Here is a 22,497-nt window from a genome sequence, read left to right as displayed (position 1 = left end):
GCCGCCAAAAGGCCTGCGCCAGCCGGGCGGCGGGTCGGCGTGGGAAAATAGCTCGATGAACGCGTTCAACGTAAGCGAACACATGCAGACCCTGGGTCTGCAAGCCAAGACCGCCGCATTCCTCATGGCCCGTGCCGATGCGGCCAGCAAGAACAAGGCGCTGAAGGCGCTGGCCCGCCGCCTGCGCGAAGCCGGCCCGGCGCTCGCCGAGGCCAACCAGAAGGACCTGGAGCGCGCCACCGCCGCCGGCCTGCCGGCGCCGATGGTCGACCGCCTGAAGCTCACCCCCAAGGTCATCGAGACCGTCGCCCAGGGCTGCGAGCAGCTCGCCGGCATGGCCGACGTGATCGGCGAGATCATCGGCATGAAGCAGCAGCCCAGCGGCATCCGCGTGGGGCAGATGCGCGTGCCCATCGGCGTCTTCGGCATGATCTACGAGAGCCGGCCCAACGTGACCATCGAGGCCGCGAGCCTGGCGATCAAGAGCGGCAACGCCGCCATCCTGCGCGGCGGCTCGGAAGCCATCGAGTCGAACAAGGCGCTGGCGCTGCTGGTGTCCGAGGCGCTCGGCGAGGCCGGCCTGCCGGTCGAGGCGGTGCAGCTCGTGCAGACCACCGACCGCGAGGCCGTCGGCCAGCTGATCGCCATGCCCGAATTCGTCGACGTGATCATTCCGCGCGGCGGCAAGGGCCTGATCGAGCGCATCAGCCGCGACGCCAAGGTGCCGGTCATCAAGCACCTGGACGGCAACTGCCACGTCTACGTGGACGACACGGCCGAATTCGAGATGGCGCTGCGCATCGTCGACAACGCCAAGACCCAGAAATACAGCCCCTGCAACGCCGCCGAAGGCCTGCTGGTGTCGGCCGCGGTGGCCGAAGACTTCCTGCCCGAGATCGCCGCCATCTTCGCGGCCAAGGGCGTGGAAATGCGCTGCGACCCGGCGGCCGCGGCCATCCTGCGCGAGAGCGAGGCGCTGGGCGCGGCCATCCCGCCGGCGAAGATCGTCGATGCGGTGGAGTCCGACTGGTACGAGGAATACCTCGCCGCGGTCATCAGCATCAAGGTGGTGGCGGGCGTGGACGAGGCCATCGCCCACATCAACCGCTACTCGAGCCACCACACCGACGCCATCGTCACGCGCGACCACGTGAATGCCCAGCGCTTCCTGCGCGAGGTCGATTCGGCCAGCGTGATGGTCAATGCGAGCACACGCTTCGCGGACGGCTTCGAGTTCGGGCTGGGTGCTGAAATCGGCATCAGTACCGACAAGTTCCATGCGCGCGGCCCGGTGGGCATCGAAGGACTGACCTCGCTCAAGTACGTGGTGCTCGGGCAGGGCGAAGTCCGGACCTGATGGTTCTCATGGGAGCGGTCGATCCGATGCGCCCGCGCGCGGTCTTGTCATTGGGGCGACCAGCCCCAAATCCTACAATTCCACTCCACCTTTAAGCACAAAACCAACAAGGCCGCTGCATGGTTCCGCATCTAGTCACCGCCCTGACCGGCCCGATCAACGAACTGGAGCAGCGGGTGCTCGACTCGATGCCCGCCATCGAGCGCTGGTTCCGGCTCGAGTGGATGGAGCACACGCCGCCGTTCTACAGCGCCGTCGACATCCGCAACGCGGGCTTCAAGCTGGCTCCGGTCGACACCAATCTCTTTCCGGGTGGCTGGAACAACCTCACCAAGGAAATGCTGCCGCTGGCGGTGCAGGCCGCCCAGGCGGCCATCGAGAAGATCTGTCCGGAAGCGCGCAACCTGCTCGTAATTCCGGAAAACCACTCCAAAAATACCTTTTACCTCGCCAACGTCGCGCAACTCGTGCGCATCTTCCACATGGCGGGGCTCAATGTGCGGATCGGGTCGATCGATCCGGCCATCAAGTCGCCCAAGAAGATCGAGCTGCCCAACGGCGAGACGGTGACGCTGGAGCCGGTGGTGCGCACCAAGCGCCGCCTGGGGCTCAAGAACTTCGATCCCTGCACGATTCTGCTCAACAACGAGCTTTCCGCAGGAACTCCCGGCATCCTCGAGGATTTGCACGAGCAGTACCTGCTGCCGCCGCTGCACGCAGGATGGTCGGTGCGTCGCAAGAGCAACCACCTGCACAGCTACGAGGAGCTGTCCAAGCGCTTCGGCAAGCTGCTGGGCATCGATCCGTGGCTCATCAACCCGATCTACGCGCGCGCCGAGGGTGTCGACGTGGCGGGTGGCCGCGGCATCGACGTGCTCACCAGCCACGTGGATGCGGTGCTGACCAAGGTGCGCCGCAAGTACAAGGAATACGGCATCAACGAGAAGCCCTTCGTGGTCGTCAAGGGCGGCCACAGCGGAAGCGGCAGCCCCGGCGTGGTGACGGTGCGCGACGCCAAGGACGTGGAGGCGCTGATCGGCAAGCCGCGCGGCAGCGCCGGCGCCAGCGTTCCTGCGGCATCCGCGCGGAACGCCGCCGGCCGCGACCTGCGGGAGCCGACGGAACTGATCGTGCAGGAAGGCGTGCTCACCAACGAGCGCGTGCACAACGGCGTGGCCGAACCTGTGGTCTACATGATGGACCGCTACGTGGTCGGGGGCTTCTACCGGGTGCATGCCGAGCGCGCCGCCGACGAGAACCTGAAGTTGCCGGGCGCGAGCTTCGTGCCGCTGGCTTTCTCCGAAAGTGCGCACTTGCCTCAGCCGGGCGCCAAGCCTGGTGCCAGCGCCCCGAACCGCTTCTACATGTACGGGGTGGTCGGCCGGCTCGCGATGGTGGCCGCCAGCTACGAGATGGAAGCGACCGATCCGGACGCCGAAATCTACGAATGATTCCCGGGGCCCGCTTGCGGCGATGGCCGCCGGCGGCAAAATAGCGGCCCCACAGCAACGGAAACAAAAGGGCGGGAGGGTCCTGCAGGTGGACTAAAGTTCACATCTGTCACACCCCCCGGCGTGCCTGACACGCCGAATCGCAGCCTGTCCCTTTTCCCATCGACTTCGTGTCAGCCCCCAAAAATCTCTCAGCCGGCCTGATCGTCGGCGCCATCGGCGTCGTCTATGGCGACATCGGCACCAGCGTGCTGTACGCCGTCAAGGAAGTGTTCGGGCACGGCCACGTGCCTTTCACCGTCGAGAACGTCTACGGCATCCTGTCGATGTTCTTCTGGACGCTCACCGTCATCGTCTCCATCAAGTACGTCGTGCTCGTGCTGCGGGCCGACAACGAAGGCGAGGGCGGCCTGGTCGCCATGCTGGCGCTGGCCTCGCGCGCGGTGCACGACAAGCCCAGGCTGCGCCACCTGCTGCTGGTGGTCGGCATCTTCGGCACCTCGCTCTTCTATGGCGACGGGGTCATCACCCCGGCCATCTCGGTGCTCTCGGCGGTCGAGGGCCTGGAGGTGGTGTCGCCGCACTTCACGCACTACGTCATTCCGCTCACGCTGGTCGTGCTGTTCTGCCTCTTCGTGGTGCAGAAGCGCGGCACCGCGGGCATCGGCAAGTTCTTCGGGCCGATCACGCTGACCTGGTTCCTCGCGATCGCGGTGCTCGGCGTGTCGCAGATCCTGCACCACCCCGAGATCCTGAAGGCGCTGAACCCGTTCTACGCGCTGAAGTTCATGTGGGACAACCCGGGCACCAGCTTCATCCTGCTGGGCGCGACCGTGCTGTGCGTGACCGGCGCCGAAGCGCTCTACGCCGACCTCGGCCACTTCGGCAAGAGCCCGATCCGCATCGCGTGGTTCTCGGTGGTGATGCCGGCGCTCACGCTCAACTACTTCGGCCAGGGCGCGCTGCTGCTTGAGAACCCCGAGGCGGTGAAGAACCCCTTCTTCATGATGGCGCCGGAGTGGGCGCTGATTCCGCTGGTGCTGCTGGCCACCGCCGCCACCGTGATCGCGTCGCAGGCACTCATCACCGGCGCCTTCAGCGTCACGCGACAGGTGATCCAGCTGGGCTACCTGCCGCGCCTGAACATCGAGCACACCAGCGTGCGCACGGCCGGCCAGATCTACATCCCGCTGGTCAACTGGGGCCTGTTCGTGGCGATCGTGCTGGCGGTGGTCATGTTCCGCTCGTCGAGCAGCCTGGCCGCGGCCTACGGCATCGCGGTGACCACCGACATGCTGATCACCACGGTGCTGACCTTCTTCGTGATCCGCTACGCGTGGAAGCTGCCGCTGGCGCTGTGCATCGCCTCCACCGCGGTCTTCTTCGTGGTCGACTTCCTGTTCTTCGCGTCGAACCTGCTCAAGCTGTTCGAGGGCGGCTGGTTCCCGCTGCTGATCGGCGGCTTCGTCTTCACGTTGATGATCACCTGGAAGGAAGGCCGCCGCCTGATGGGCGAGGCGCAGCACGCCGACGCCATCGACCTGAAGTCCTTCCTCGACTCGGTGTTCGTGAGCCCGCCCGTGCGCGTCGACGGCACGGCGGTGTTCCTCACGGCGGAGCCGGGCGTGGTGCCCAACGCGCTGCTGCACAACCTCAAGCACAACAAGGTGCTGCACGAGCAGAACATGTTCGTCACCGTGCGCAACCACGAGGTGCCTTGGATCCCGATGGACAAGCGCATCGAGATCGAGCCGCTGGGCCACCACTGCTGGCAGATCACCGTCCACTACGGCTTCAAGAACGACATCGACCTGCCGCGCGCGCTCGAGAACGCGCGCATGCGCGGCTGCCAGCTGGAGCAGATGACGACGAGCTACTTCCTGTCGCGCGACGTCGTCATTCCCACGCTGGGCAGCGGCATGGCGCCGTGGCGCGAGAAGCTGTTCGCGCAGATGCACCACAACGCGAGCGGCGCGGCGGCCTTCCTGGGGCTGCCGAACAACGCGGTGGTGGAGCTGGGGTCGAAGATCGAGATCTGAGCCCGGGCGCGGCTCAGTCGAACTCCCCCGGCCGCTCCTTCTCGAGCTCCGCCACGTGCGAGGCGATCGCACCCGGCGTGGTGAACCAGATATCGCCCCGGTCGCGCGCCTGCGCCAGCCGTGCGAGCGCCGTGCGCAGGTGCCGCAGCCGATAGGGCTGCCCCACGATGTAAGGATGCAGCGCAACGCCCATCACCAGCGGCTGCGCGCGCGACTGCTCGAGCATTTCCTCGAAGTTGTCGATCACCATCGCGCTGAAATCCTTCGCGTCCATCAGGCGGCCGACGATCATCGGGATGTCGTTGAGCTCCTGCGGGTACGGCACCGACCACAGTGATCCGCCGCCGCGCGTGCGCATGCGCAGCGGCTGGTCGTCGTGGCACCAGTTGAGCGTGTAGCCGTAGCCGGTCTCCGCCAGCAGGTCGGGCGTGACGGCGCTCTCGGAGATCCACGGCGAGAGCCAGCCCGCGGGCGCCTGCCCGCTCTCGCGCAGCATCCGCTCGCGGCAGCGCATCAGCAGCGCCCGCTCGTGCTCCTCGTCGAGCACGCCCTGACGTTCGGCGTTGCTGTGGCCATGGCCGATCAGCTCGTCGCCGCGCGCCACGAGTGCCTGGACCAGCTCCGGGCAGTGGTCGTACAGCGCGGTGTTGACGAGCGCCCCGGTCGGCAGCGCGAGCGAATCGAACAGTTCGAGACAGCGCCACGCGCCCACGCGGTTGCCGTATTCGCGCCAGCCGTGGTTGAGCACGTCGGGCTGCGGCGAGGCCGGGCCGATGCATGCGCCCAGCCCGTCGCCGAAGGCGAAATGCTCGACGTTGAAGCCGATGTACACCGCCAGCCGCGCGCCGTTCGGCCACGCGTAGTCGGGCCGCCGGGTGATGGGCCGGTAGTCGAAGCGGTCGTGCGTGGGGAGCCGGTCGGGCCAGCGCGTGCTCATGCGGGCGGCCTCACAGCACGGCAAGGCCGGCGCGCACCAGCAGCCATTCGGCGCTGTCGTTCCAGACATCCATCTGCACGATCAGGCCGTGGCGCACCACGTAGCGGTCGACGTATCGGTTGCCCTCGAAGGCCGTGCCGTCCGGCCACGCGCCGTAGAGCGTGCCGAGGCTGTAGACCACCGTTTCCTCCGGCGTGCCGCCGGCCACCGTTTCGGTGCGCTCGATCTTCTTCTTGACCCAGGCGTAGCGCTTGGCGTTGAAGGCCGAGGTGTCGGCCGGCGCGTGCATGGGGCGGTTGCCGGTGAAGCGGATGCGGATGTCGGGCGCGGTGAAGCGCGAGGCCGACTGCGGGTCCGGGATCATCACCAGGCGCAGGAATTCGTCGACCACGGCGGCGGGATCGAGGGCAGGGCTGCCCTGCGAAATGGATGTGTCCACGAGGTTCTCCGGAAGTTGTCGGAGGTGGAGACTCGCAATTCCCGTGCCGGATGGTTGACTTTATCGGGCTCAGATTGTTGACCATCTCGCGCTTTCCGGCTCCCGGCACAATCGCCCCCGACGCGCGTTGCCCGGCCGGGCCGGCCGCGGCGGGCCGAAGAGAAAAAAGCCCCCGCCGGCAAGGACATCGCCGCTTCCGGCAACATCGCGCCCCGATACCCATGCCAATGGCCGCCGCGCCCCGGCAACGCAAGAAAGAACGCCTGATGAAAAACATCCTCTTCGTCGCCGATCCGCTCGATCACTTCAAGATCTACAAGGACACGACCTTCTCGATGATGCGCGAGGCGCAGCGCCGCGGCTACCGTATCGCGGCCTGCCTGCCGCAGGACATCCAGTGGAAGTCGGGCGGTGTGGTCACGGCCACGGTGCAGCAGATCACGCTCACCGGCGACGCGAAGGACTGGTACCGCGTCGACATCGCGGAGGCCAAGGCGCTGAAGGATTTCGACGCCGTGCTCATGCGCAAGGACCCGCCCTTCGACGCCGAGTACATCTACGCCACCCACCTGTTGGAGCAGGCCGAGCGCGAGGGCGCGCACGTGGTGAACAAGCCGCGCGCGCTGCGCGACCACCCCGAGAAGCTCGCGATCATGGAGTTTCCGCAGTTCGTCACGCCCACGCTGGTGACGCGCAGCGCGCAGGCCGTGCGCGACTTCCACGCTGAGCACGGCGACATCATCCTCAAGCCGCTCGACGGCATGGGCGGCATGGGCATCTTCCGCGTGAAGCAGGACGCGCTGAATCTCGGCTCCATCGTCGAGACGCTCAACAAGGACGGCGCCGAAACCATCATGGTGCAGCGCTTCGTGCCCGAGATCTCGCAGGGCGACAAGCGCATCCTCATCATCGCGGGCGAGCCCGCACCCTTCGTGCTGGCCCGCATTCCGCAGGGCACCGAGGTGCGCGGCAACCTGGCAGCCGGCGGCAAGGGCGTGGCCCAGCCGCTCACGCCGCGCAACCGCGAGATCGCCGAGACCGTGGGCCGCGCGCTCGCACCGCGCGGGCTGCTGCTGATCGGGCTCGACGTGATCGGCGACTCGGTCACCGAGATCAACGTGACCAGCCCGACCTGCTTCCAGGAAATCACCGAACAGACCGGCTTCGACGTGCCGGCGATGTTCATCGACGCGCTCGAAGCGACCCTGCGCTAGCAGGGCCGCTGCCGGGCGCGCCGCGACGATCGATCAGAAGTCGATCGTGCCGCTCACCGCGAAGGTGCGCGGCGCGCCCAGCACCAGATAGTTGCTGCCCTGCGTTCCGCCCACCGAGGCCCAGTACGACTTGTTGAACAGGTTGTCGATGCGCGCGCGCAGCGTGAGCAGGCGGCCGTTGCCGAGGTCGACCAGGTAGCGCGCACCCACGTCGAAGCGCGTCCATGACGGCACCGACTGCGTGTTGGCGGCGTTGGCGTACTGCTTCGAGGTGTAGAGCACGCGGGCGTTGAGCGACAGGTTGCGCACGCCGGGCACGTCCCATTCGGCGCCGAGGTTGGCCTGCTGCCTGGCCACGCCGATGGCGTTCAGGCCATCGGTGGCGCCGCCTTGCGTGCTCTTCTGCTTGGCGTCCAGCAGCGTCAGGCCGCCGAGCAGGCGCAGGCCCTTGGCGGGCTGGCCGAACACCGACAGCTCCAGGCCTTGGTTGCGCTGCTTGCCGTAGAGGCCGTAGGTCTGGCCCGAGTAGTAGTACGTCGGCTGGTCGGTGGTGAAGAATGCCGCGCTCGCGCCGAGCGTGCCGCCGTCGTACTTGACGCCGATTTCCTTCTGCTTGGCCTGGTACGGCGCGAAGATCTCGCCCGCATTGGTGACGGGCAGGCCGTTGACCGTGCTCGGTGCCACGTTGCCCTTGACGAGGCCTTCGATGTAGTTGGCGTAGGCCGAGACGGTCGGCGTGATCTTGAACACGACGCCGGCCACCGGCGTGGTCTTGCTCTTGTCGTAGGTGCTCGACTGCTTGAGCGTGGTGTAGGCGTAGCTGGTCTGCTCGATGGTCTGGCGGCGCGCGCCGAGGGTGACGAGCAGGCGGTCTTCCATGAACGACATCGTGTCGGCGACGGCCACGCTCGAGGTGTCGATCCGGTCGGTCAAGCGTGGGTCTTCCAGCGTGTTGCCGGTGAAGGAGTTGGCGACGGGGTAGGGCGACGCGTAGGGCGCGTAGATGTTGTTGCGGATGGCGCCGCGCGAGATCGTGTAGGCGTTGTCGCGGTCGTTGCTGTACTTGGCCGCCGAGACCACCACGGTGTGCTTCACCGGGCCGGTCGCGAAGTTGCCTCGCACGCCGATCTCGGCCGTTCCGATGCGGTCCTGGCGGGTGTTGCTGAAGCGCGTGTTGCTGGTGTTGCCGAAGGCGTCGGCGAGCGTCGGGTTCGACAGCACGTTGTCCTCGTCGCTGCGGCGCACGCCGCCGGCGGCCCAGGCTGTGATGTTGTCGGTGATGTCGACTTCGCCGCGGAAGGTGGCGAACTTGTCCTTTTCCTTCGAATAGCTCCAGGGCTGGGCGAAGTTGGTGCGGGCGTCGGGCGCCCGCGGGATCGGCAGCGTCGACGAAGGCGTCAGGCTCGGGCGGCCGTCCTTCAGGTCGTAGTCCTGGTAGCCGAAGTCGGCCGACAGGCGCACGTTGCGGTTGTGCCAGTCGAGGCCGACGTTGAAGGCGCTGAGCTGCTGGCTCTCGCTCTTCACGCCGGTGCCGCCTTCGCGGCGCACTGCATTCACGCGCACGCCGAGGCTGTCGTCGGGGCCGAAGCGGCGCGCCAGGTCGAGGTTGACGTAGCCCTGTCCGCCGGTCTGCACGCCGAAGCCGACGCGGGTGAGCGGCTCGTTGGGCGCGCGCTTGGGCAGCAGGTTGATCGCGCCGCCGATGCCGCTGCCACCGGGGGCCGCGCCATTCAGGAAGGTGTTGGCGCCGCGGAACACTTCCACGCGCTCGAAGAATTCCGAGGCGATGTACTGGCGCGGCAGCATGCCGTAGAGGCCGTTGTAGGCGACGTCGTCGGAGTACACCGGGAAGCCGCGCACCACGTACAGCTCCTGGAAGTTGCCGAAGCCGCGGGCCTGGCGCACCGAGGGGTCGTTGAGCAGCACGTCGGCCACGCTCTTGGCCTGCTGGTCCTGGATCAGCTCGTTGGTGTAGTTGGTGCTGGAAAAGGGCGTGCTCATCATGTCCTGGTTGCCCAGGATGCCGACCCGCCCGCCGCGCGACACCTGCCCGCCGGCATAGGGCTTGGTCAGGCCTTCGGCCGAGGCGTCGGCGCTGGCTTCGATGGTCACGGTGGACAGCGTGCCGCCGCTCGAGACCACCGGCCCCGCAGGCTCTGTGGCGGTGGTCTGCTGGGCCAGGGCCGCCGCGGCATTCAGCGCGAGCAGCGTTGCGACCACGGTCGGCCGGAGATGGAAGAAGGAAGCGGGCATGAACGGTTCAATTTGCAAATGAGAACCGTTATTGTTTACTTTTCTGAGCGTGCCCGTCGATACTTTCTTGCAATGTCGCCAAAAAGCGTCGGGCCAAAGACCGGCTTCGGCCTCAGCGCCCGACGTGCTGCCCGTCGACGAACACCTGCAGCTCGCCCGGCGCGAACTGGGTCCACGTCTCGTTGGTGGTGAGCGGCGCCGTCACCACCACGGCGACGCGGTCGTTGGGCGTGGTGTGCTGCGCGAAGTCGATCTCCAGGTCCTCGTCCGACAGCTGCGCCGTCACGAACGGGTGGCGGCGCTCCACGTACCAGAGGTTGGTCGAGGCGTGCGCCCAGAGCGCCTGCCCGTTGGACAGCATGAAGTTGAAGGTGCCATGGCTCGCGAGCTGCGGCGCCAGTTCGCGCAGGGTGAGCGTCAGTTCCTCGATGCTCGGCACGCCCGCGTGCGACTTGGCCAGCTCCTGCATGATCCAGCAGAAGGCGTGCTCGCTGTCGGTGTTGCCCACCGGGTGGAAGTTGCCGTGCAGGCGCGGGCGGAATTCCTTCAGGTCGCCGTTGTGGGCGAATACCCAGTAGCGCCCCCACAGCTCGCGCACGAAGGGGTGGCAGTTCTGCAGGTTGACCTCGCCCTGCGTCGCCTTGCGGATGTGGGCGATGACGTTGCGGCTCTGGATCGGGTAGCGCCGGATCAGATCGGCCACCGGCGATTCGCTCGCCGGCTGGTGGTCGACGAAGTGCCGCAGCCCGCGGTCCTCGAAGAACGCGATGCCCCAGCCGTCGGCATGGTGGTCGGTGCGGCCGCCGCGTTGCGCGAAACCCGTGAAGCTGAAGGTCACGTCGGTCGGCGTGTTGCAGTTCATCCCTAGCAATTGGCACATGGCTGCGATTAGACCGCGATTCGCGCAGCCGCTGGCGCGCCGCGCCCTGAACCCGAGTGCCCGGACCGTGCAGCGTTACCGAAGAAACCGGCCTTCCTTCGTCACCCGCACCATCTCGATGAAGCGCGAGCCGGTGTTGCTGGCGCCGGTGAAGTCGATCTCCATGTTGCTCACGCGCAGCTTCATGGCCTTGAGCGTGGCGTGCAGCTTCGCGCGCGTCAGGTCGCGGCCGGTGCGGCGCAGCGCCTCGATCATCACCATCGCGTTCACGTAGCCCTCGTAGCTGAGGTAGCCGATGTCCACCTTGGCGCGCTCGGCGAGCTGGCGGTATTCCTTGGCGCCGGCGTCGACCTCGCTCCAGGGGTACGGCACGATCTGCGAGATGGCCAGGCCGCTGGTCTTGTCGCCCACCAGCCTGGCCGTGACGTCGCCGGGCACGATCGACATGCCGTAGAACATCTGGCGCCCGCCCGCAGCCCATGCGGCCTTCATCACCTCGCCGCCGATGGCGCCGCCCAGGTACATGATCACGGCCTGCGCCTTGCTGTCGGCCAGGGCCTTTCCGGCCGCTTCGTTGGCGCTGCCGTCGCCCTTCACGGCGACCGCCGCCTCGGGCTTGAGCTTCAGCGCCGTCAGCGCCTCTCCGACAAGCTGGGCGACTTCGGCACCGCCCGGATTGTCGAGATAGGCCACCGCGATGCGCGTGACGCCGATGGTCGTCAGGTGCTGTACCAGTGCCTGGGCCTCGCGCGCGAAGGTGGCGCGCACGAAATAGCCGGAGCCGCCGACCTTCTCGCGTGCCGAGTCGGACACCGCGTAGGCGCCCACCAGCGGCGCGCCGCTCTGGCTCAGCAGCTTGGCTGCGGCCGCGGTGGTGCCCGAGCCCACGCAGCCGAAGAAGGCGAAGGCGCGGTGCTCGCCCAGCAACTGCTCGTAGTTGGCGACGGCCTTTTCCGGCTTGAGTTCGTCGTCGAGCGACACCAGCCGGATCTTCCGGCCGGAGAGCCCGCCCTGGGCATTGACGGCGTCGAAGGCCAGCCCCGCGCCGGCCATCACCACCTTGATCGGAACGCCCAGCGGGCCACTCAGAATGCCGGTGTGGCCGAGGACGATCTCGGTGTCGGTGACGCCGTTCTCGGCAGCCAGGGCGGATGAAAGCGGGCCGAAGCCGGCCACGGCCGCGGCGGAGGCGGCGATGAAGTGTCTGCGGTGCATGAGGCCTGATTGCGATACAACTTATAACAATTGAATGCGAAAGGCCTGCATTCCGGCTCCGGGGTTTACCCCGTCTTGCGTGGCGCGTCAGGGGGACCCTGGCGCAGCTGCCAGGCCGCGCACACTGCCAGTGCGCAAAGGCCGGCCAGCATCGCGAACACCTCGTCGAAGGCCGCGAGCCGCGCCGGGCTGGTCATCGGGTTGGCCAGCGAATCGCCGTGCGCTGCGAGGCGCCACTCCAGCACGATGGCGCAGAGGCTCACCCCCGCCGCGCCGCCGAGCATGCGCACGAAGTTGATCGCGCTCGCGCCCTGCGGGATCAGCGGCTTGGCCAGCGGCCGCATCGAGCCCAGGTTGAGCGAGGGCAGGATGAAGCCCAGCCCGATGCGCCCGATGATCGCGAACGCCACCAGCAGCCACAGCGCGCTGTCGAGCCGCAGCACCATCATCAGCGCGAACGAGGCCGCCAGCAGCGCGAGCCCGATGGTCACCAGCACCCAGGTCGGGTGCTTGTCGGCCAGCCGGCCCACGCCCGCGATGGTGAGCGCCAGCACGACGCCTGCCGGCAGCAGGATGGTGCCCACGTGCGAGGCCGACAGATGCAGCCCCACCTGCATGTACACCGGCAGCAGGTAGGTCGAGCCGAAGAGCGCCGTGCCGTAGATGAAGGCCACCACGCTCCCCATCGCGAACTGCCGGTAGCGAAAGAGCGCAAGGTTCATCAGCGGCGTGCCGCCCGAGGCCGCCAGCCGCCGCTGCCACCACACGAAGACGCCGAACGATGCCAGCGCGCCCGCCAGCAGCAGCGCGGCCTGCAGCGGCGAATCGCCGCGCAGCGCCACGAGGCCGTTGAGCAGGCACAGCGTGCCGACCGTGCCCAGCGCCAGTCCGCGTGCGTCCAGCCCGTCGCCGCGCGCGGCCGCCACGCCGCCGGGCGCGGTCTTGGGCACGAACTTGTAGGCGAGCCACAGCGACGCGAGGCAGAACGGCACCACCATGAAGAAGATCGAGCGCCAGCCGAACAGGTCGACCAGCACGCCGCCGATGCTCGGCCCCACGGCCGGCGCCAGCACCACGCCCATGCCGAAGATGCCGCTCGCGCGGCCCTGCTCGTGCGGCTCGAAGGCGCGCAGGATGATGATGGCCGGGATGGGCTGCACCACGCCAGCGGCCAGGCCCTCGGCCACGCGCGCGAACAGCACCAGCGAGAAGTCGTTGGCCATGCCGCCCACGATGCCGCCCGCCAGCAGCAGGAGCATCGTGCCCACGTAGGTGCGGCGGTAGCCGTAGCGCGACAGCAGCCACGGTGTGGTGAGCATCGACACCGTCATCGCCACCATGAAGCCCGAGCTCACCCACTGCGCGCGTTCCTGGCCGAGCGAGAAGTGGTGGCTCATGCCCGGGATCGCCACGTTGACGATGGTCGAGGACATGATCGACGCCATCGTCCCCACCATCACCGACAGCAGCAGGTACCAGCGGTAGCGTTCGCCATAGCGCTGGCGCAGCGTGCCGATGGAGGGCGGGGCCGGCGTGCTTGCGGCTTCTGGGGTCGGAGGGGAGGTCATGGGGGCGGCGGAATGTCTCGGGTCCGTCGTCCTACAAGCATATCGGGCTTTGCACGGCGGGAATCGCAGCGTGCAGGTCCAGAATCCCCTCGCTGTCCCCTCCGCGTCAAGAAGATGAACCAAGACAACAACAGCGTGAACGCTTCGTCCGGCGAACAAGCCGATGCCCAGCCTGCCGCTCCTGGAGAAGCGGAAGGAGCGACCACGCCGGTCCTTTCCGCCGAGCCGGCTGCGCCAACCCTCGCCGCCGAGCTGGCCGCACCCACCGTCAGCCGCGCCTACCGCTGCCAGTGCGAGCGTCCCGTGTTCCTGCGCAACAGCGAATGCCTGGCCTGCCACACGCCGCTGGGCTACGTGATCGAGCGGCTCGGCGTGGTGCCGCTCGCGCCTGCGGAGGGCGGCGGCGCGCAGCCCGACACCTTCACCGTGTTCGGCGATCCGCACGGCAAGACCTACCGCCGCTGCGTGAACTTCCTGACGCCGGCCGGCTGCAACTGGATGGTGCCCGCCGCGCGCGAGGGCGAGCAACTGCCGCCCGACACCCACGGCCTCGCGCCCGGCTACTGCCTGGCCTGCAGCGTCACGCGCACCATTCCCGATCTGTCGGTGGAAGGCAATGGCGAGCTGTGGCTCAAGCTCGAGACCGCCAAGCGCAGGCTGATCTCTCAGCTGCTCGCGCTGGGCCTGCCGGTGGTCAGCCGCCACGCCGATGCGGTCCACGGGCTGGCCTTCGACTTCCTCAGCAACACGCCCGGCGGCCCGCACGTGATGACCGGCCACCAGGACGGCGTGATCACCCTCAACGCCGAGGAGGCCGAGGATGCCGTGCGCGAGCGCATCCGCGCCGAGATGCGCGAGCCCTACCGCACGCTGCTGGGCCACTTCCGCCACGAGATCGGCCACTACTACTGGGACCTGCTCGTGCAGCCCACGCAGTGGATCGACGACTTCCGCGCCCTCTTCGGCGACGAGCGCGCCGACTATGCCGCCGCGCTGCAGACGCACTACGAGCAGGGCCCGCCGCCCGACTGGGCCGACCGCTTCGTGAGCAGCTACGCAAGCACGCACCCGTGGGAAGACTGGGCCGAGACCTGGGCCCACTACCTGCACATGGCCGACACCGCGGACACCGCGATGAGCTTCGGCGTCGACGCGACCAACGTCGAGCTCACGAGCGACCTCTTCACGCTCGACGATCTCTGGCAGCCCGACGACCCTGACGCGGGAAGCTTCCTCGACTTCGTCAACGGCTGGGTGCTGCTCACCAACGTGCTCAACGAGCTGTCGCGCAGCATGGGGCAGCCCGACTACTACCCCTTCGTGATGCCGCGCGCGGCGGTGGGCAAGCTGCAGTTCATCCACCGCGTGGTCACGCAGCAGCGCCCCGGCGATGCGCCCTCGATGGTGATGGCCGCCGACATCGAGCCGGAGCCGACACAGGAGCAGGAACCGGGCAGCGAGAGCCCCGCCCAGCCCGAGCCTCAGCCTCAGGCGTCGTCTTGAGAAGACGGCCTGGCAGTCGGAGCAGGCTGCTGGCCGGTCGCGCAGCGCAAGCAGATGCATGCGAGTCCGCGCATCTCTTCCGGCAGGTTGGTGAGCGGCGCGTTGCTGAAGTCGACCTGCATGCACCAGCAGGGCGGCTGCGCCTGGCCGGTCTCGCGCTCGATCTCCATCGCGCAGCGGTTCGGCTCGCCGCACAGCGGGCAGCGCGTGGCGTCGATCAGGCCGGGGACGGCCTCCGTGGCCATCATGAAATCTCGAAGGCCGGCAGCTTCTTCGCGACGATGTCGTTGCGAAGCGTCGCGTACACCGGCAGCCCGCCGCTGTAGGCGGGGTAGTCCTCGCCCTCGATCAGCGGCAGCAGGTAGCGGCGGCACTTCTCGGTGATGCCCCAGCCGTCGTCGGAGATGAAGTCGCGCGGCATCGGTTTCTCGACGTTGGCGACCGATTCGAGCGGCGCGCTGCCCAGGCGGTAGGCGTAGGGCGCGTCGGAGATGCGCTCGATGGTCGGCATCACCGCGTTGCGGCCTTCCAGCGCGAGCTCGACCGCGCGCTGCCCCAGTTCGTAGGCCTGCCGCACGTCGGTGGCCGATGCGATGTGCCGCGCCGCGCGCTGCAGGTAGTCAGCCACCGCCCAGTGGAACTTGTGGCCCAGCGCGTCCTTGACCATCTGCGCCACCACCGGCGCCGCGCCGCCGAGCTGCGCATGGCCGAAGGCGTCGCGCGTGCCCTGCTCGGCAAGGAAGGTGCCGTCGGGGTGGTGGCAGCCCTCGGACACGACCACCGAGCAGTAGCCGTGCCGCTTCACCAGTTCGTCCACGCGCGCGAGGAAGCGCGCCTTGTCGAACTCGATCTCGGGGAACAGCACCACCACCGGAATGCCCTGGTCGGCGGCCAGCCCGCCGGCCGCCGCGATCCAGCCCGCATGCCGCCCCATCACCTCGAGCACGAACACCTTGGTGGAGGTGGCCGCCATCGAGCGCACGTCGAAAGAGGCCTCGATGGTCGACACCGCCACGTACTTGGCGACCGAGCCGAAGCCGGGGCAGCAGTCGGTCAGCGGCAGGTCGTTGTCGATGGTCTTGGGCACGTGGATGGCCTGCAGCGCGTAGCCCATCGACTGCGAGAGCTGGCTCACCTTGAAGCAGGTGTCGGCCGAATCGCCGCCGCCGTTGTAGAAGAAATAGCCGATGCCGTGCGCCTTGAACACCTCGATCAGCCGCTCGTACTCGCGGCGGTTCTTCTCCAGCGACTTGAGCTTGTAGCGGCACGAGCCGAAGGCTCCCGATGGCGTGGTGCGCAGCGCCGCGATGGCCTCGGCCGTCTCGGCGCCGGTGTCGATCAGCTCCTCGGCCAGCGCGCCGATGATGCCGTTGCGCCCGGCGTAGAGCTTGCCGATGCGGTCGGGATGCCGGCGCGCCGTCTCGATCACGCCGCAGGCCGAGGCGTTGATGACCGAGGTGACGCCGCCCGACTGGGCGTAGAAGGCGTTGGGGATGGACATGCGCGGCATTGTCCTGCAGCCCCCGGGCCGGCGCCAGTGGACGCCGGTGTCGGGATGTCAGCGGCTTTGGAAGACCGGCGGGCGCTTCTGCAGGAAGGCGCTCACGCCCTCGCGGAAGCTGGGCCGGTCGATCAGCTCGCGCTGGCGCTCGCTCTCGTAGTGCAGCTGTTCCTTCAGCGTGTGGCGTTCGGAAGCCTCGAAGGCCTCGCGTGCCTCGATCACGGCGTGTGCCGGCAGGCGGGCCAGGCGCTGCGCGATGCTTCCGGCTTCCTCGAGCAGCTGCTCGTCGTCCACGCAGGCCCAGATGAGGCCCCATTGCACCGCGCGGCCTGCGCCCACGCGCTCGTCGAGCAATGCCATGCCCATGGCGCGCGCACGCCCCGCGCGGCGCGGAATGGCCCAGGTGCAGCCCAGGTCCGGCACGATGCCGAGCTTCGGCAGGAAGGGCAGGTAGAAGTAGGCGCTGCGCGCAGCGATGGTCACGTCGGCCGCGAGCGCGAGGCCCACGCCCGCGCCGGCAGCCGGGCCGTTGACCGCCGCGACCACCGGCACCGGCAGCGTGCGCAGCGTCTCGATCAGCGGGTTGCTCAGGCTCTGCATCCACTCGGCGGTCTGCGTGCCGAGCGACTTGCCCTCTTCGGGCGGTGCCATCGCGCTCAGGTCGGCACCCACGCAGAAGGCCTTGCCGGCGCCCGTGAGGATCACGGCGCGCACCGAGCGGTCGTCGCGGATGCGCTCCAGCGCGTCGCGCAGCTCGACCTGCAGGTCGCGCGCGATGGGGTTGAGCTTGGCGGGCAGGTTCAGCGTCAGCGTCGCGATGCCGTCGGCCAGTTCCTGGAGGATGAAGGGTTGTGCGGTGGTGTCGGAACTCATGGCATCGATGGTTCGATGCGCATGGGCCCCGGTCAAGCCGGGGACAACCCGTGGGGCCGCAGTCGCCATGGCGACCGTGCGCCGGCCGTGCGCGAGCGCAGCGGCATCGCTGCCGGCTGCGCGTCCGACACCGTGATGCACGACGGCTCCAGCGCAGACACCAGCACGCGCCGGTGGTCGCCGCCCTCGAAGCGCTCGCCGGGCTCCAGCACGATGTCGCGCGTGTCGCTGTCGATGGTGATCCACACCGAGCCGCTGCGGCATTCGATGCCCACGCCCGCGCCGTCGGGCACGGCGAAGACCGATCGCCTCGGCAGGCTGACGTGGAAGCGGGAGGCGATGGATGAGAAGGTCACCGTTGGAAAGGAAGGAGACGGGGAAGAGAAGGAAGGGGAGGAAGGGGAGGAAGAGGTGCTCATGGCAAGCTCCATTGCATTCACTGTGCGAATGAATATAGTGAGCCGAACCCTCCATTGCACACGGTCATTCGGAACTCGTTGCATGCGTCCAGAGAATGCGAAAGCCCCCGGCGCCATCGGTGGCGAACTCCCCCCGCTCGAACTGCTGCGCAGCTTCGAGGCGGCCGCGCGCCGGCTGAGCTTCACGCTGGCGGCCACCGAGCTGCACCTCACGCAGTCGGCCGTGAGCCGGCAGATCCAGCAGCTCGAGGCGAGCCTGGGCGTGCTGCTGTTCGAGCGGCGCCACCGCGCGCTGTCGCTCACCGAGGCCGGCGGCGTGCTGCAGCGCGCCGTCACCGACAGCCTGGAGCGTTTGCGCGACGCCACCGCGCGGGTGCGCGCCAGCTCCGCGCCGCGGCAGGTGGCGATCACCACCACGCCGGGCTTCGCGTCGATCTGGCTCATACCGAAGCTGGCGCGCTTCACCGGCAGCCATCCGCAGGTCGACGTGCGCGTATCGGCCACGCTCGACGTGCTCGACCTGGAAAGCAGCCGAATCGACCTCGCGGTGCGCTTCGTGCCCATCGGCCGCGGCGTGGGTGCGGCGTTGTTCGAGGAGTCTGTGATCCCGCTGTGCTCGCCCCAACTCGCGGCATCGCTGCGCGAGCTTTCCGATTTCTCGAAGCTCACGCTGCTCACCGTCGAGTACCCCGACCACAGCGAGGCCCCCACCGCCGATTGGGAGCCCTGGCTCAAGGTGATGGGGCTGGACGACCTGCGCATGAAGAGCACGCTGCGCTTCACGCAGTACGCCGATGCGGTATCTGCCGCAGTGGCTGGCCAGGGCGTCGTGATCGGCCGGCTGCCGCTGCTGAGCGAGCTGGTGCGCGACGGCCGGCTCGTGGCGCCGCTGGGCGAGGGCGTCGCCTCGCACCGCGGCTACTTCATCGAGATGTCCAGGCGCGCCGCGGGCAACCGCGACGCGCAGGAGTTCGCGCAGTGGCTGCGCGACGAGGCCGAGGCCGCGCAGCGCAGCTGAAGAAAACCGGGAACGGGGCCGATCAGCCCGGCAGCAGCACCTTGTTCACGACGTGGATCACGCCGTTGGACTGGTAGACATTGGCGATCGTCACCGTCGCCGTGCCACCCTTGGCGTCGGTCACCAGCACGTTGCCGCCGCTCATCGTCGCGGTGAGCGTGCCGCCGCTCGCGGTCTTGAGCATGGCCTTGCCGCCGCCTGCATTGATGGCGCTCATGAGCGCCGCGCTGTCGAGCTTGCCGGGCACCACGTGGTAGGTCAGCACCTTGGTCAGCGTGCCCTTGTTCTCGGGCTTGAGCAGCGTGTCCACCGTGCCGGCGGGCAGCGCGGCGAAGGCCGCGTTGGTGGGCGCGAACACGGTGAAGGGGCCGGGGCTCTTCAGCGTGCCGACGAGGTCGGCGGCCTTCACGGCGGCGACCAGAGTGGTGTGGTCCTTCGAATTCACGGCGTTGTCGACGATGTCCTTCGTCGGGTACATCGGCGCGCCGCCGACCATCGGGTTCGATGCGCCGCTGCTGCTGCCGCTCATGCCCATGCCGCCTGCGCAGGCTGCGAGGAGGACAGAGACGCTGGCTGCGATCACGAGTTTCTTCATTGAAGTCTCCTGGAAAGGTGATGGATGGTTCTCGAGGCTCTCTGTGGAAACCGCCAACAGCTCGGAGGCGCGATGCGCTTGAACCTGATACGTCGCCTGCGCGCGATTGGATTCATCGGCTTGCACGTAGGCTTTGCGCCACACAAGCGATGCGCGGCACTTGCGCATCGAACGCGTGCTCGACAGAATCCGCCCTTCGTTTTTCAGCAACAGTCTTTGCTCACATCGCGCCCGGCGACGATCGACCTCCCGGACGCAGCACCAATCCAATGAACCGTTTCCTGAACACCTGATCCGCACACCGACCGCCCCGGCCGGACGTGCATCCACGCATCCGCCGAGGCCCATCGACAAAGGCCCCGCGCAGCCATTCGCCGGGGCCTTTTTGTTTTTCGGAGTGTGTGCACATGAGTGCTCAACGAAGGGCCCGCGACGACGACAAGCGTCTGGGCCGGTTCTATTTTTCGGTGCCGAACGCGGCACCTCGCAATCCCGTGGTGGCCGCGCTGGCACGCCGCGAAGCAAGCCAGAAGGCGGGCCGCCACCTGCGCACCCACAGCGCCGAACGGCGCGCGCAGAAGGTGGCGCTGCAGAAGGCGGCGCGAAGCATCGGGAGGTCCGACGATGCGTGAGGACATGGACAAGGTCATCGTCGAGCGGCCGCGACGCGGTGGCGGCGTGCAGGGCGATGGGCGCAAGTGGCGCAACAGCAAGGAGCGCGGCTCGCGGCTGGGCATGAGGCAGGGCTACGCCTACCCCAAGGGACTCAACGAGAACCTCGCGCCTCTCAAGCGCTGGCTGCACAAGCAGGTGCACCGGCCCTGGGACAAGGTGTACTCGGAACTGTGCAGCGGCATCGACCGACGCAGCGTCGTGCAGGCGCACATCTTCGAGCACATCGACGACTTCGTCGAACGCGATGCGGTGATGCATGGAGGGCAGGTGCTGGTGCGTGCGGGGTGGTGGGGCCGCGGCGAGCGGGTGCCGCTGGAGGAGGCTTCGCGTGTGAAGCTTTTCGTGCACCCCGTCACCGGCATCCTCTTGCCCAACCGCCGGTTCTCACAGGCTCGACGGCGTGAGCACGGCGGCACGAAGGCAGAGCTTTCGTTCGTCGTGATCGACGAACTCACGCAATGGCACCGCGTGAACGGCGACTGGTTCGAGATCACCTTGGCAACCACGCCGCCGATGAAGGCGCCGGGTGTCTGGGACAAGCGTTTCGACGTGCTGCGACGCTGCTTCGTCAGGACCACGTGTGCATGGGGCCGGCCGGAGTTCGGCTCATCGAGCAACCAGGCCATGTACGGACGCCCCGATGTTTACGCCGCAACCAAGCGCCAGCTCAGCCGCAAGGAGATTCGCGCGCGCCTGGGCGAAGACGCCTGAAGCGGTTCGTCAGGTAGCGGCAAAGTCGCATCGCGCATGATGCAGGCGCTCGCGCCATCACCGATGAAAGAAAGCACGATGAATCTCGCCGCCTCCAACTGGTTTCTCTGGGCCGCCCTATCGGCCGTCTTCGCCGCGCTGACGGCCATCCTTGCCAAGCTCGGCCTGGCCGGCGTCGATTCCGACATGGCGACGCTGGTGCGCACCGTGGTCATCTTCGCGGTGCTGCTCGTGTTCGTGAACGCCACCGGCAAGTGGACCAATCCGCTGCAGCTGTCGCCGCGCACCTGGCTCTTTCTCGTGCTCTCGGGGCTCGCGACCGGCGCGTCGTGGGTCTGCTACTTCCGCGCGCTCAAGGTGGGCGATGCCTCGCGCGTCGCGCCGGTCGACAAGCTCAGCGTGGTGCTGGTCGTGCTCTTCGCCGTGATGTTCCTCGGCGAGCGGCCCTCCGGCCGCGAATGGGCGGGCGTGGCGATGATCGCGGGCGGCGTGCTGATGCTGGCGATCAAGCGCTGAGCTGCGCCGCCGGCCGTGCGGACGCACGCGGCAGCAGGAAGAACGCCAGGTTGCCCGCAGCCAGCATGCCCGCCACCGTGAGGAACACCGCACGGAACGGCTCGGCGCCATTCGCCACGGCCCATGACGCGGCCACGCCGGTGGTCCACTGCATCAGGGAGACGCCGAGGAACATCGCCATGTTCATCAGCGCCATCGCGCGTCCCGTCATCGCGGCTGGGTAGGCGTTCTTGGTGTACGCGTACTGCAGCACGCTGTAGCCCGAGAGAAGGCCGTAGACGATCGGCAGGCCGATGTCGACCATGCGCGAGTGCGTCAGCGCCATCGCGCCGAACATCAGCGTGCCCGCGAGCGCGCAGCCCATCATCCAGCGCGTGCGCCGCGCGCCGCCCGGGTCCATGCGGCCGAAGAGCGTGGGGCTGATCATGCCGGCGACGGTCATCACGAGTGCGACGTTGCCGCTCGCCACCAGCGAGAGGCCGTGCCGCTCGTGCAGCACCGGGCCGAGCCACAGGCCGCGCAGCGTGATGAAGGCCGCGTACGACACGCAGGCGAAGCACAGCAGCCCCAGCGTGTGCGGCATCGCGAACAGCGGCAGAAGTTCGCGCACAGCCTTGCGCAGCGACTGGCGCTCGGCCCGCCCCGCGGGCACGTGGTCTGCAGCGCGCGCAGGTTCGCGCACGCGCCAGAAGATCAGCATCCACGAAAGCACCGCGAACGCCGCCAGCACCGCGTAGCCCACGCGCCACGACGAAGCCTCGATCAGCAGCGCCAGCGGCGTGCCCGTGAACAGGATGCCCATCCCCGCCAGGCTCATCACCAGTCCCGACATGGCGGTGAAGCGCGACGCATCGAAGTGCCGCGCGATGAACACCGTGCAGGCCAGGAAGGCCGGCGCGCAGCCCACGCCGACCAGGGCCTGACCCAGCAACAGTGCGTGGAAGTTTGGCGCCATCGCGCACAGCACCGCGCCCGCGATCGCCAGCGGAAAGGCCGTCAGCACCGTGCGCCTCACGCCGAAGATGTCGATCGACACGCCCATCGCGAGCTGCATGATCCCGAACATGAAGTGGAAGGTGCCAGCCCAGGTGCCGAGCTGCTGCGGCGTGAGGCCGAAGTGGCTGGTGAGCGGCGTGGCCATCATGGCGCCCACGGTGCGGAAGGCCTGGCTCAGGGCGAAGGCGGTGGCCAGGGCCACGAGCATGGCGGCCGCGGAGGAAGACCAGCGCGAAGAGCGGGGAAGGCGTGAGCCGGGGCCGGCGTTGCCGGATTGCTCCGCGGGCTTGGGTGCCGCGTTCGGATTCATTGGGAGCGAGAGGCCAGGAAGGTTGGG

21 protein-coding genes are annotated in these 22,497 nt (G+C 68.2%); 9 read left to right on the top strand and 12 right to left on the bottom strand.

What is annotated here, in order from left to right; all coding sequences use genetic code 11:
• Positions 1-55 precede the first annotated feature (55 nt).
• The 3 genes from ACTJLF_RS15075 (at position 56) to ACTJLF_RS15065 (ending at position 4,847) form a co-directional block, all read left to right on the top strand.
• Positions 56-1,357 carry a glutamate-5-semialdehyde dehydrogenase gene (locus ACTJLF_RS15075; RefSeq protein WP_440883355.1) on the top strand — a complete coding sequence of 434 codons (1,302 nt, stop codon included), beginning with the start codon at positions 56-58 and terminating at the stop codon, positions 1,355-1,357.
• A gap of 119 nt (positions 1,358-1,476) precedes the next feature.
• Positions 1,477-2,808, top strand: coding sequence for a glutamate--cysteine ligase (gene gshA / locus ACTJLF_RS15070; protein WP_019655596.1), 1,332 nt, complete (start codon positions 1,477-1,479; stop codon positions 2,806-2,808).
• A gap of 170 nt (positions 2,809-2,978) precedes the next feature.
• A complete protein-coding gene (locus ACTJLF_RS15065; RefSeq protein ID WP_019655597.1) occupies positions 2,979-4,847 on the top strand; it encodes a potassium transporter Kup in 1,869 nt (622 codons plus the stop codon).
• Positions 4,848-4,860: 13 nt separating this feature from the next.
• On the opposite strand, the gene ACTJLF_RS15060 is transcribed toward ACTJLF_RS15065, so the two are convergent.
• On the bottom strand, positions 4,861-5,784 hold the full coding sequence (locus tag ACTJLF_RS15060) for a polysaccharide deacetylase family protein (protein WP_440883354.1): 924 nt from the start codon (positions 5,782-5,784) through the stop codon (positions 4,861-4,863).
• Between the two features lie 10 nt (positions 5,785-5,794).
• Positions 5,795-6,223, bottom strand: coding sequence for a hypothetical protein (locus ACTJLF_RS15055; RefSeq protein WP_019655599.1), 429 nt, complete (start codon positions 6,221-6,223; stop codon positions 5,795-5,797).
• 266 nt (positions 6,224-6,489) lie between these two features.
• On the opposite strand from ACTJLF_RS15055, the gene gshB reads away from it, so the two are divergent.
• Entirely contained in the window at positions 6,490-7,437 is a 948-nt protein-coding gene (gshB, locus tag ACTJLF_RS15050; protein WP_132752009.1) for a glutathione synthase, read from the top strand.
• Positions 7,438-7,470: 33 nt separating this feature from the next.
• Here gshB and ACTJLF_RS15045 read toward each other — a convergent pair whose 3' ends face one another.
• The 4 genes from ACTJLF_RS15045 to ACTJLF_RS15030 all read right to left on the bottom strand — a co-directional run bounded on the left by ACTJLF_RS15045 (position 7,471) and on the right by ACTJLF_RS15030 (position 13,353).
• On the bottom strand, positions 7,471-9,690 hold the full coding sequence (locus ACTJLF_RS15045; protein WP_440883353.1) for a TonB-dependent receptor: 2,220 nt from the start codon (positions 9,688-9,690) through the stop codon (positions 7,471-7,473).
• 112 nt (positions 9,691-9,802) lie between these two features.
• A complete protein-coding gene (locus ACTJLF_RS15040) occupies positions 9,803-10,570 on the bottom strand; it encodes a class II glutamine amidotransferase (protein WP_019655602.1) in 768 nt (255 codons plus the stop codon).
• Positions 10,571-10,645: 75 nt separating this feature from the next.
• A complete protein-coding gene (locus tag ACTJLF_RS15035) occupies positions 10,646-11,785 on the bottom strand; it encodes an ABC transporter substrate-binding protein (RefSeq protein WP_019655603.1) in 1,140 nt (379 codons plus the stop codon).
• 65 nt (positions 11,786-11,850) lie between these two features.
• The gene (locus tag ACTJLF_RS15030; protein ID WP_132752012.1) at positions 11,851-13,353 is read right to left on the bottom strand and encodes a DHA2 family efflux MFS transporter permease subunit; all 1,503 of its coding nucleotides are present in this window, start codon (positions 13,351-13,353) and stop codon (positions 11,851-11,853) included.
• Between the two features lie 114 nt (positions 13,354-13,467).
• Between ACTJLF_RS15030 and ACTJLF_RS15025 the strand changes: the two genes are divergently transcribed.
• The gene (locus ACTJLF_RS15025) at positions 13,468-14,856 is read left to right on the top strand and encodes a zinc-binding metallopeptidase family protein (RefSeq protein WP_019655605.1); all 1,389 of its coding nucleotides are present in this window, start codon (positions 13,468-13,470) and stop codon (positions 14,854-14,856) included.
• Here ACTJLF_RS15025 and ACTJLF_RS15020 read toward each other — a convergent pair.
• From ACTJLF_RS15020 to ACTJLF_RS15005, 4 genes are read right to left on the bottom strand one after another with little or no spacing between them, the layout of a single operon-like run.
• Entirely contained in the window at positions 14,841-15,104 is a 264-nt protein-coding gene (locus tag ACTJLF_RS15020; RefSeq protein ID WP_126183990.1) for a cysteine-rich CWC family protein, read from the bottom strand. The genes ACTJLF_RS15025 and ACTJLF_RS15020 overlap by 16 nt on opposite strands.
• Positions 15,101-16,357: a 6-phosphofructokinase gene (locus ACTJLF_RS15015; RefSeq protein ID WP_026346489.1), complete on the bottom strand. Its 1,257-nt coding sequence runs from the start codon at positions 16,355-16,357 to the stop codon at positions 15,101-15,103. Before ACTJLF_RS15015 ends, ACTJLF_RS15020 begins: the two co-directional genes overlap by 4 nt.
• 57 nt (positions 16,358-16,414) lie before the next feature.
• On the bottom strand, positions 16,415-17,230 hold the full coding sequence (locus tag ACTJLF_RS15010; RefSeq protein ID WP_440883352.1) for an enoyl-CoA hydratase-related protein: 816 nt from the start codon (positions 17,228-17,230) through the stop codon (positions 16,415-16,417).
• 32 nt (positions 17,231-17,262) lie between these two features.
• Positions 17,263-17,586 carry a DUF2917 domain-containing protein gene (locus tag ACTJLF_RS15005; protein ID WP_440883351.1) on the bottom strand — a complete coding sequence of 108 codons (324 nt, stop codon included), beginning with the start codon at positions 17,584-17,586 and terminating at the stop codon, positions 17,263-17,265.
• A gap of 145 nt (positions 17,587-17,731) precedes the next feature.
• On the opposite strand from ACTJLF_RS15005, the gene ACTJLF_RS15000 reads away from it, so the two are divergent.
• A complete protein-coding gene (locus ACTJLF_RS15000) occupies positions 17,732-18,667 on the top strand; it encodes a LysR substrate-binding domain-containing protein (protein ID WP_132802486.1) in 936 nt (311 codons plus the stop codon).
• Between the two features lie 22 nt (positions 18,668-18,689).
• On the opposite strand, the gene ACTJLF_RS14995 is transcribed toward ACTJLF_RS15000, so the two are convergent.
• Positions 18,690-19,202, bottom strand: coding sequence for a fasciclin domain-containing protein (locus ACTJLF_RS14995; RefSeq protein WP_409327457.1), 513 nt, complete (start codon positions 19,200-19,202; stop codon positions 18,690-18,692).
• A gap of 467 nt (positions 19,203-19,669) precedes the next feature.
• On the opposite strand from ACTJLF_RS14995, the gene ACTJLF_RS14990 reads away from it, so the two are divergent.
• The 3 genes from ACTJLF_RS14990 (at position 19,670) to ACTJLF_RS14980 (ending at position 21,164) form a co-directional block, all read left to right on the top strand.
• Positions 19,670-19,894 carry a hypothetical protein gene (locus ACTJLF_RS14990; protein WP_019655612.1) on the top strand — a complete coding sequence of 75 codons (225 nt, stop codon included), beginning with the start codon at positions 19,670-19,672 and terminating at the stop codon, positions 19,892-19,894.
• Entirely contained in the window at positions 19,887-20,648 is a 762-nt protein-coding gene (locus tag ACTJLF_RS14985; RefSeq protein WP_440883350.1) for a hypothetical protein, read from the top strand. Before ACTJLF_RS14990 ends, ACTJLF_RS14985 begins: the two co-directional genes overlap by 8 nt.
• Positions 20,649-20,726: 78 nt before the next feature.
• Positions 20,727-21,164: an EamA family transporter gene (locus tag ACTJLF_RS14980; RefSeq protein WP_184605744.1), complete on the top strand. Its 438-nt coding sequence runs from the start codon at positions 20,727-20,729 to the stop codon at positions 21,162-21,164.
• On the opposite strand, the gene ACTJLF_RS14975 is transcribed toward ACTJLF_RS14980, so the two are convergent.
• Positions 21,154-22,470 carry an MFS transporter gene (locus tag ACTJLF_RS14975; RefSeq protein ID WP_440883349.1) on the bottom strand — a complete coding sequence of 439 codons (1,317 nt, stop codon included), beginning with the start codon at positions 22,468-22,470 and terminating at the stop codon, positions 21,154-21,156. The genes ACTJLF_RS14980 and ACTJLF_RS14975 overlap by 11 nt on opposite strands.
• Positions 22,471-22,497: the final 27 nt, after the last annotated feature.

This window comes from Variovorax sp. 22077 (assembly GCF_052044195.1).
GTDB classification, from domain to species: domain Bacteria; phylum Pseudomonadota; class Gammaproteobacteria; order Burkholderiales; family Burkholderiaceae_C; genus Variovorax; species Variovorax atrisoli.
The sequence above is the reverse complement of the archived record's forward strand: the minus strand, read 5'-3'. Positions and strand labels throughout refer to the sequence as shown.

Coding starts and splice junctions, on each gene's coding strand:
- ACTJLF_RS15075 (WP_440883355.1), top strand. CDS start 56: ATGAACGCGTTCAACGTAAGCGAACACATGCAGACCCTGGGTCTGCAA.
- gshA (WP_019655596.1), top strand. CDS start 1,477: ATGGTTCCGCATCTAGTCACCGCCCTGACCGGCCCGATCAACGAACTG.
- ACTJLF_RS15060 (WP_440883354.1), bottom strand. CDS start 5,784: ATGAGCACGCGCTGGCCCGACCGGCTCCCCACGCACGACCGCTTCGAC.
- gshB (WP_132752009.1), top strand. CDS start 6,490: ATGAAAAACATCCTCTTCGTCGCCGATCCGCTCGATCACTTCAAGATC.
- ACTJLF_RS15045 (WP_440883353.1), bottom strand. CDS start 9,690: ATGCCCGCTTCCTTCTTCCATCTCCGGCCGACCGTGGTCGCAACGCTG.
- ACTJLF_RS15040 (WP_019655602.1), bottom strand. CDS start 10,570: ATGTGCCAATTGCTAGGGATGAACTGCAACACGCCGACCGACGTGACC.
- ACTJLF_RS15035 (WP_019655603.1), bottom strand. CDS start 11,785: ATGCACCGCAGACACTTCATCGCCGCCTCCGCCGCGGCCGTGGCCGGC.
- ACTJLF_RS15030 (WP_132752012.1), bottom strand. CDS start 13,353: ATGACCTCCCCTCCGACCCCAGAAGCCGCAAGCACGCCGGCCCCGCCC.
- ACTJLF_RS15025 (WP_019655605.1), top strand. CDS start 13,468: ATGAACCAAGACAACAACAGCGTGAACGCTTCGTCCGGCGAACAAGCC.
- ACTJLF_RS15020 (WP_126183990.1), bottom strand. CDS start 15,104: ATGATGGCCACGGAGGCCGTCCCCGGCCTGATCGACGCCACGCGCTGC.
- ACTJLF_RS15015 (WP_026346489.1), bottom strand. CDS start 16,357: ATGTCCATCCCCAACGCCTTCTACGCCCAGTCGGGCGGCGTCACCTCG.
- ACTJLF_RS15010 (WP_440883352.1), bottom strand. CDS start 17,230: ATGAGTTCCGACACCACCGCACAACCCTTCATCCTCCAGGAACTGGCC.
- ACTJLF_RS15000 (WP_132802486.1), top strand. CDS start 17,732: ATGCGTCCAGAGAATGCGAAAGCCCCCGGCGCCATCGGTGGCGAACTC.
- ACTJLF_RS14995 (WP_409327457.1), bottom strand. CDS start 19,202: ATGGGCATGAGCGGCAGCAGCAGCGGCGCATCGAACCCGATGGTCGGC.
- ACTJLF_RS14990 (WP_019655612.1), top strand. CDS start 19,670: ATGAGTGCTCAACGAAGGGCCCGCGACGACGACAAGCGTCTGGGCCGG.
- ACTJLF_RS14985 (WP_440883350.1), top strand. CDS start 19,887: ATGCGTGAGGACATGGACAAGGTCATCGTCGAGCGGCCGCGACGCGGT.
- ACTJLF_RS14980 (WP_184605744.1), top strand. CDS start 20,727: ATGAATCTCGCCGCCTCCAACTGGTTTCTCTGGGCCGCCCTATCGGCC.
- ACTJLF_RS14975 (WP_440883349.1), bottom strand. CDS start 22,470: ATGAATCCGAACGCGGCACCCAAGCCCGCGGAGCAATCCGGCAACGCC.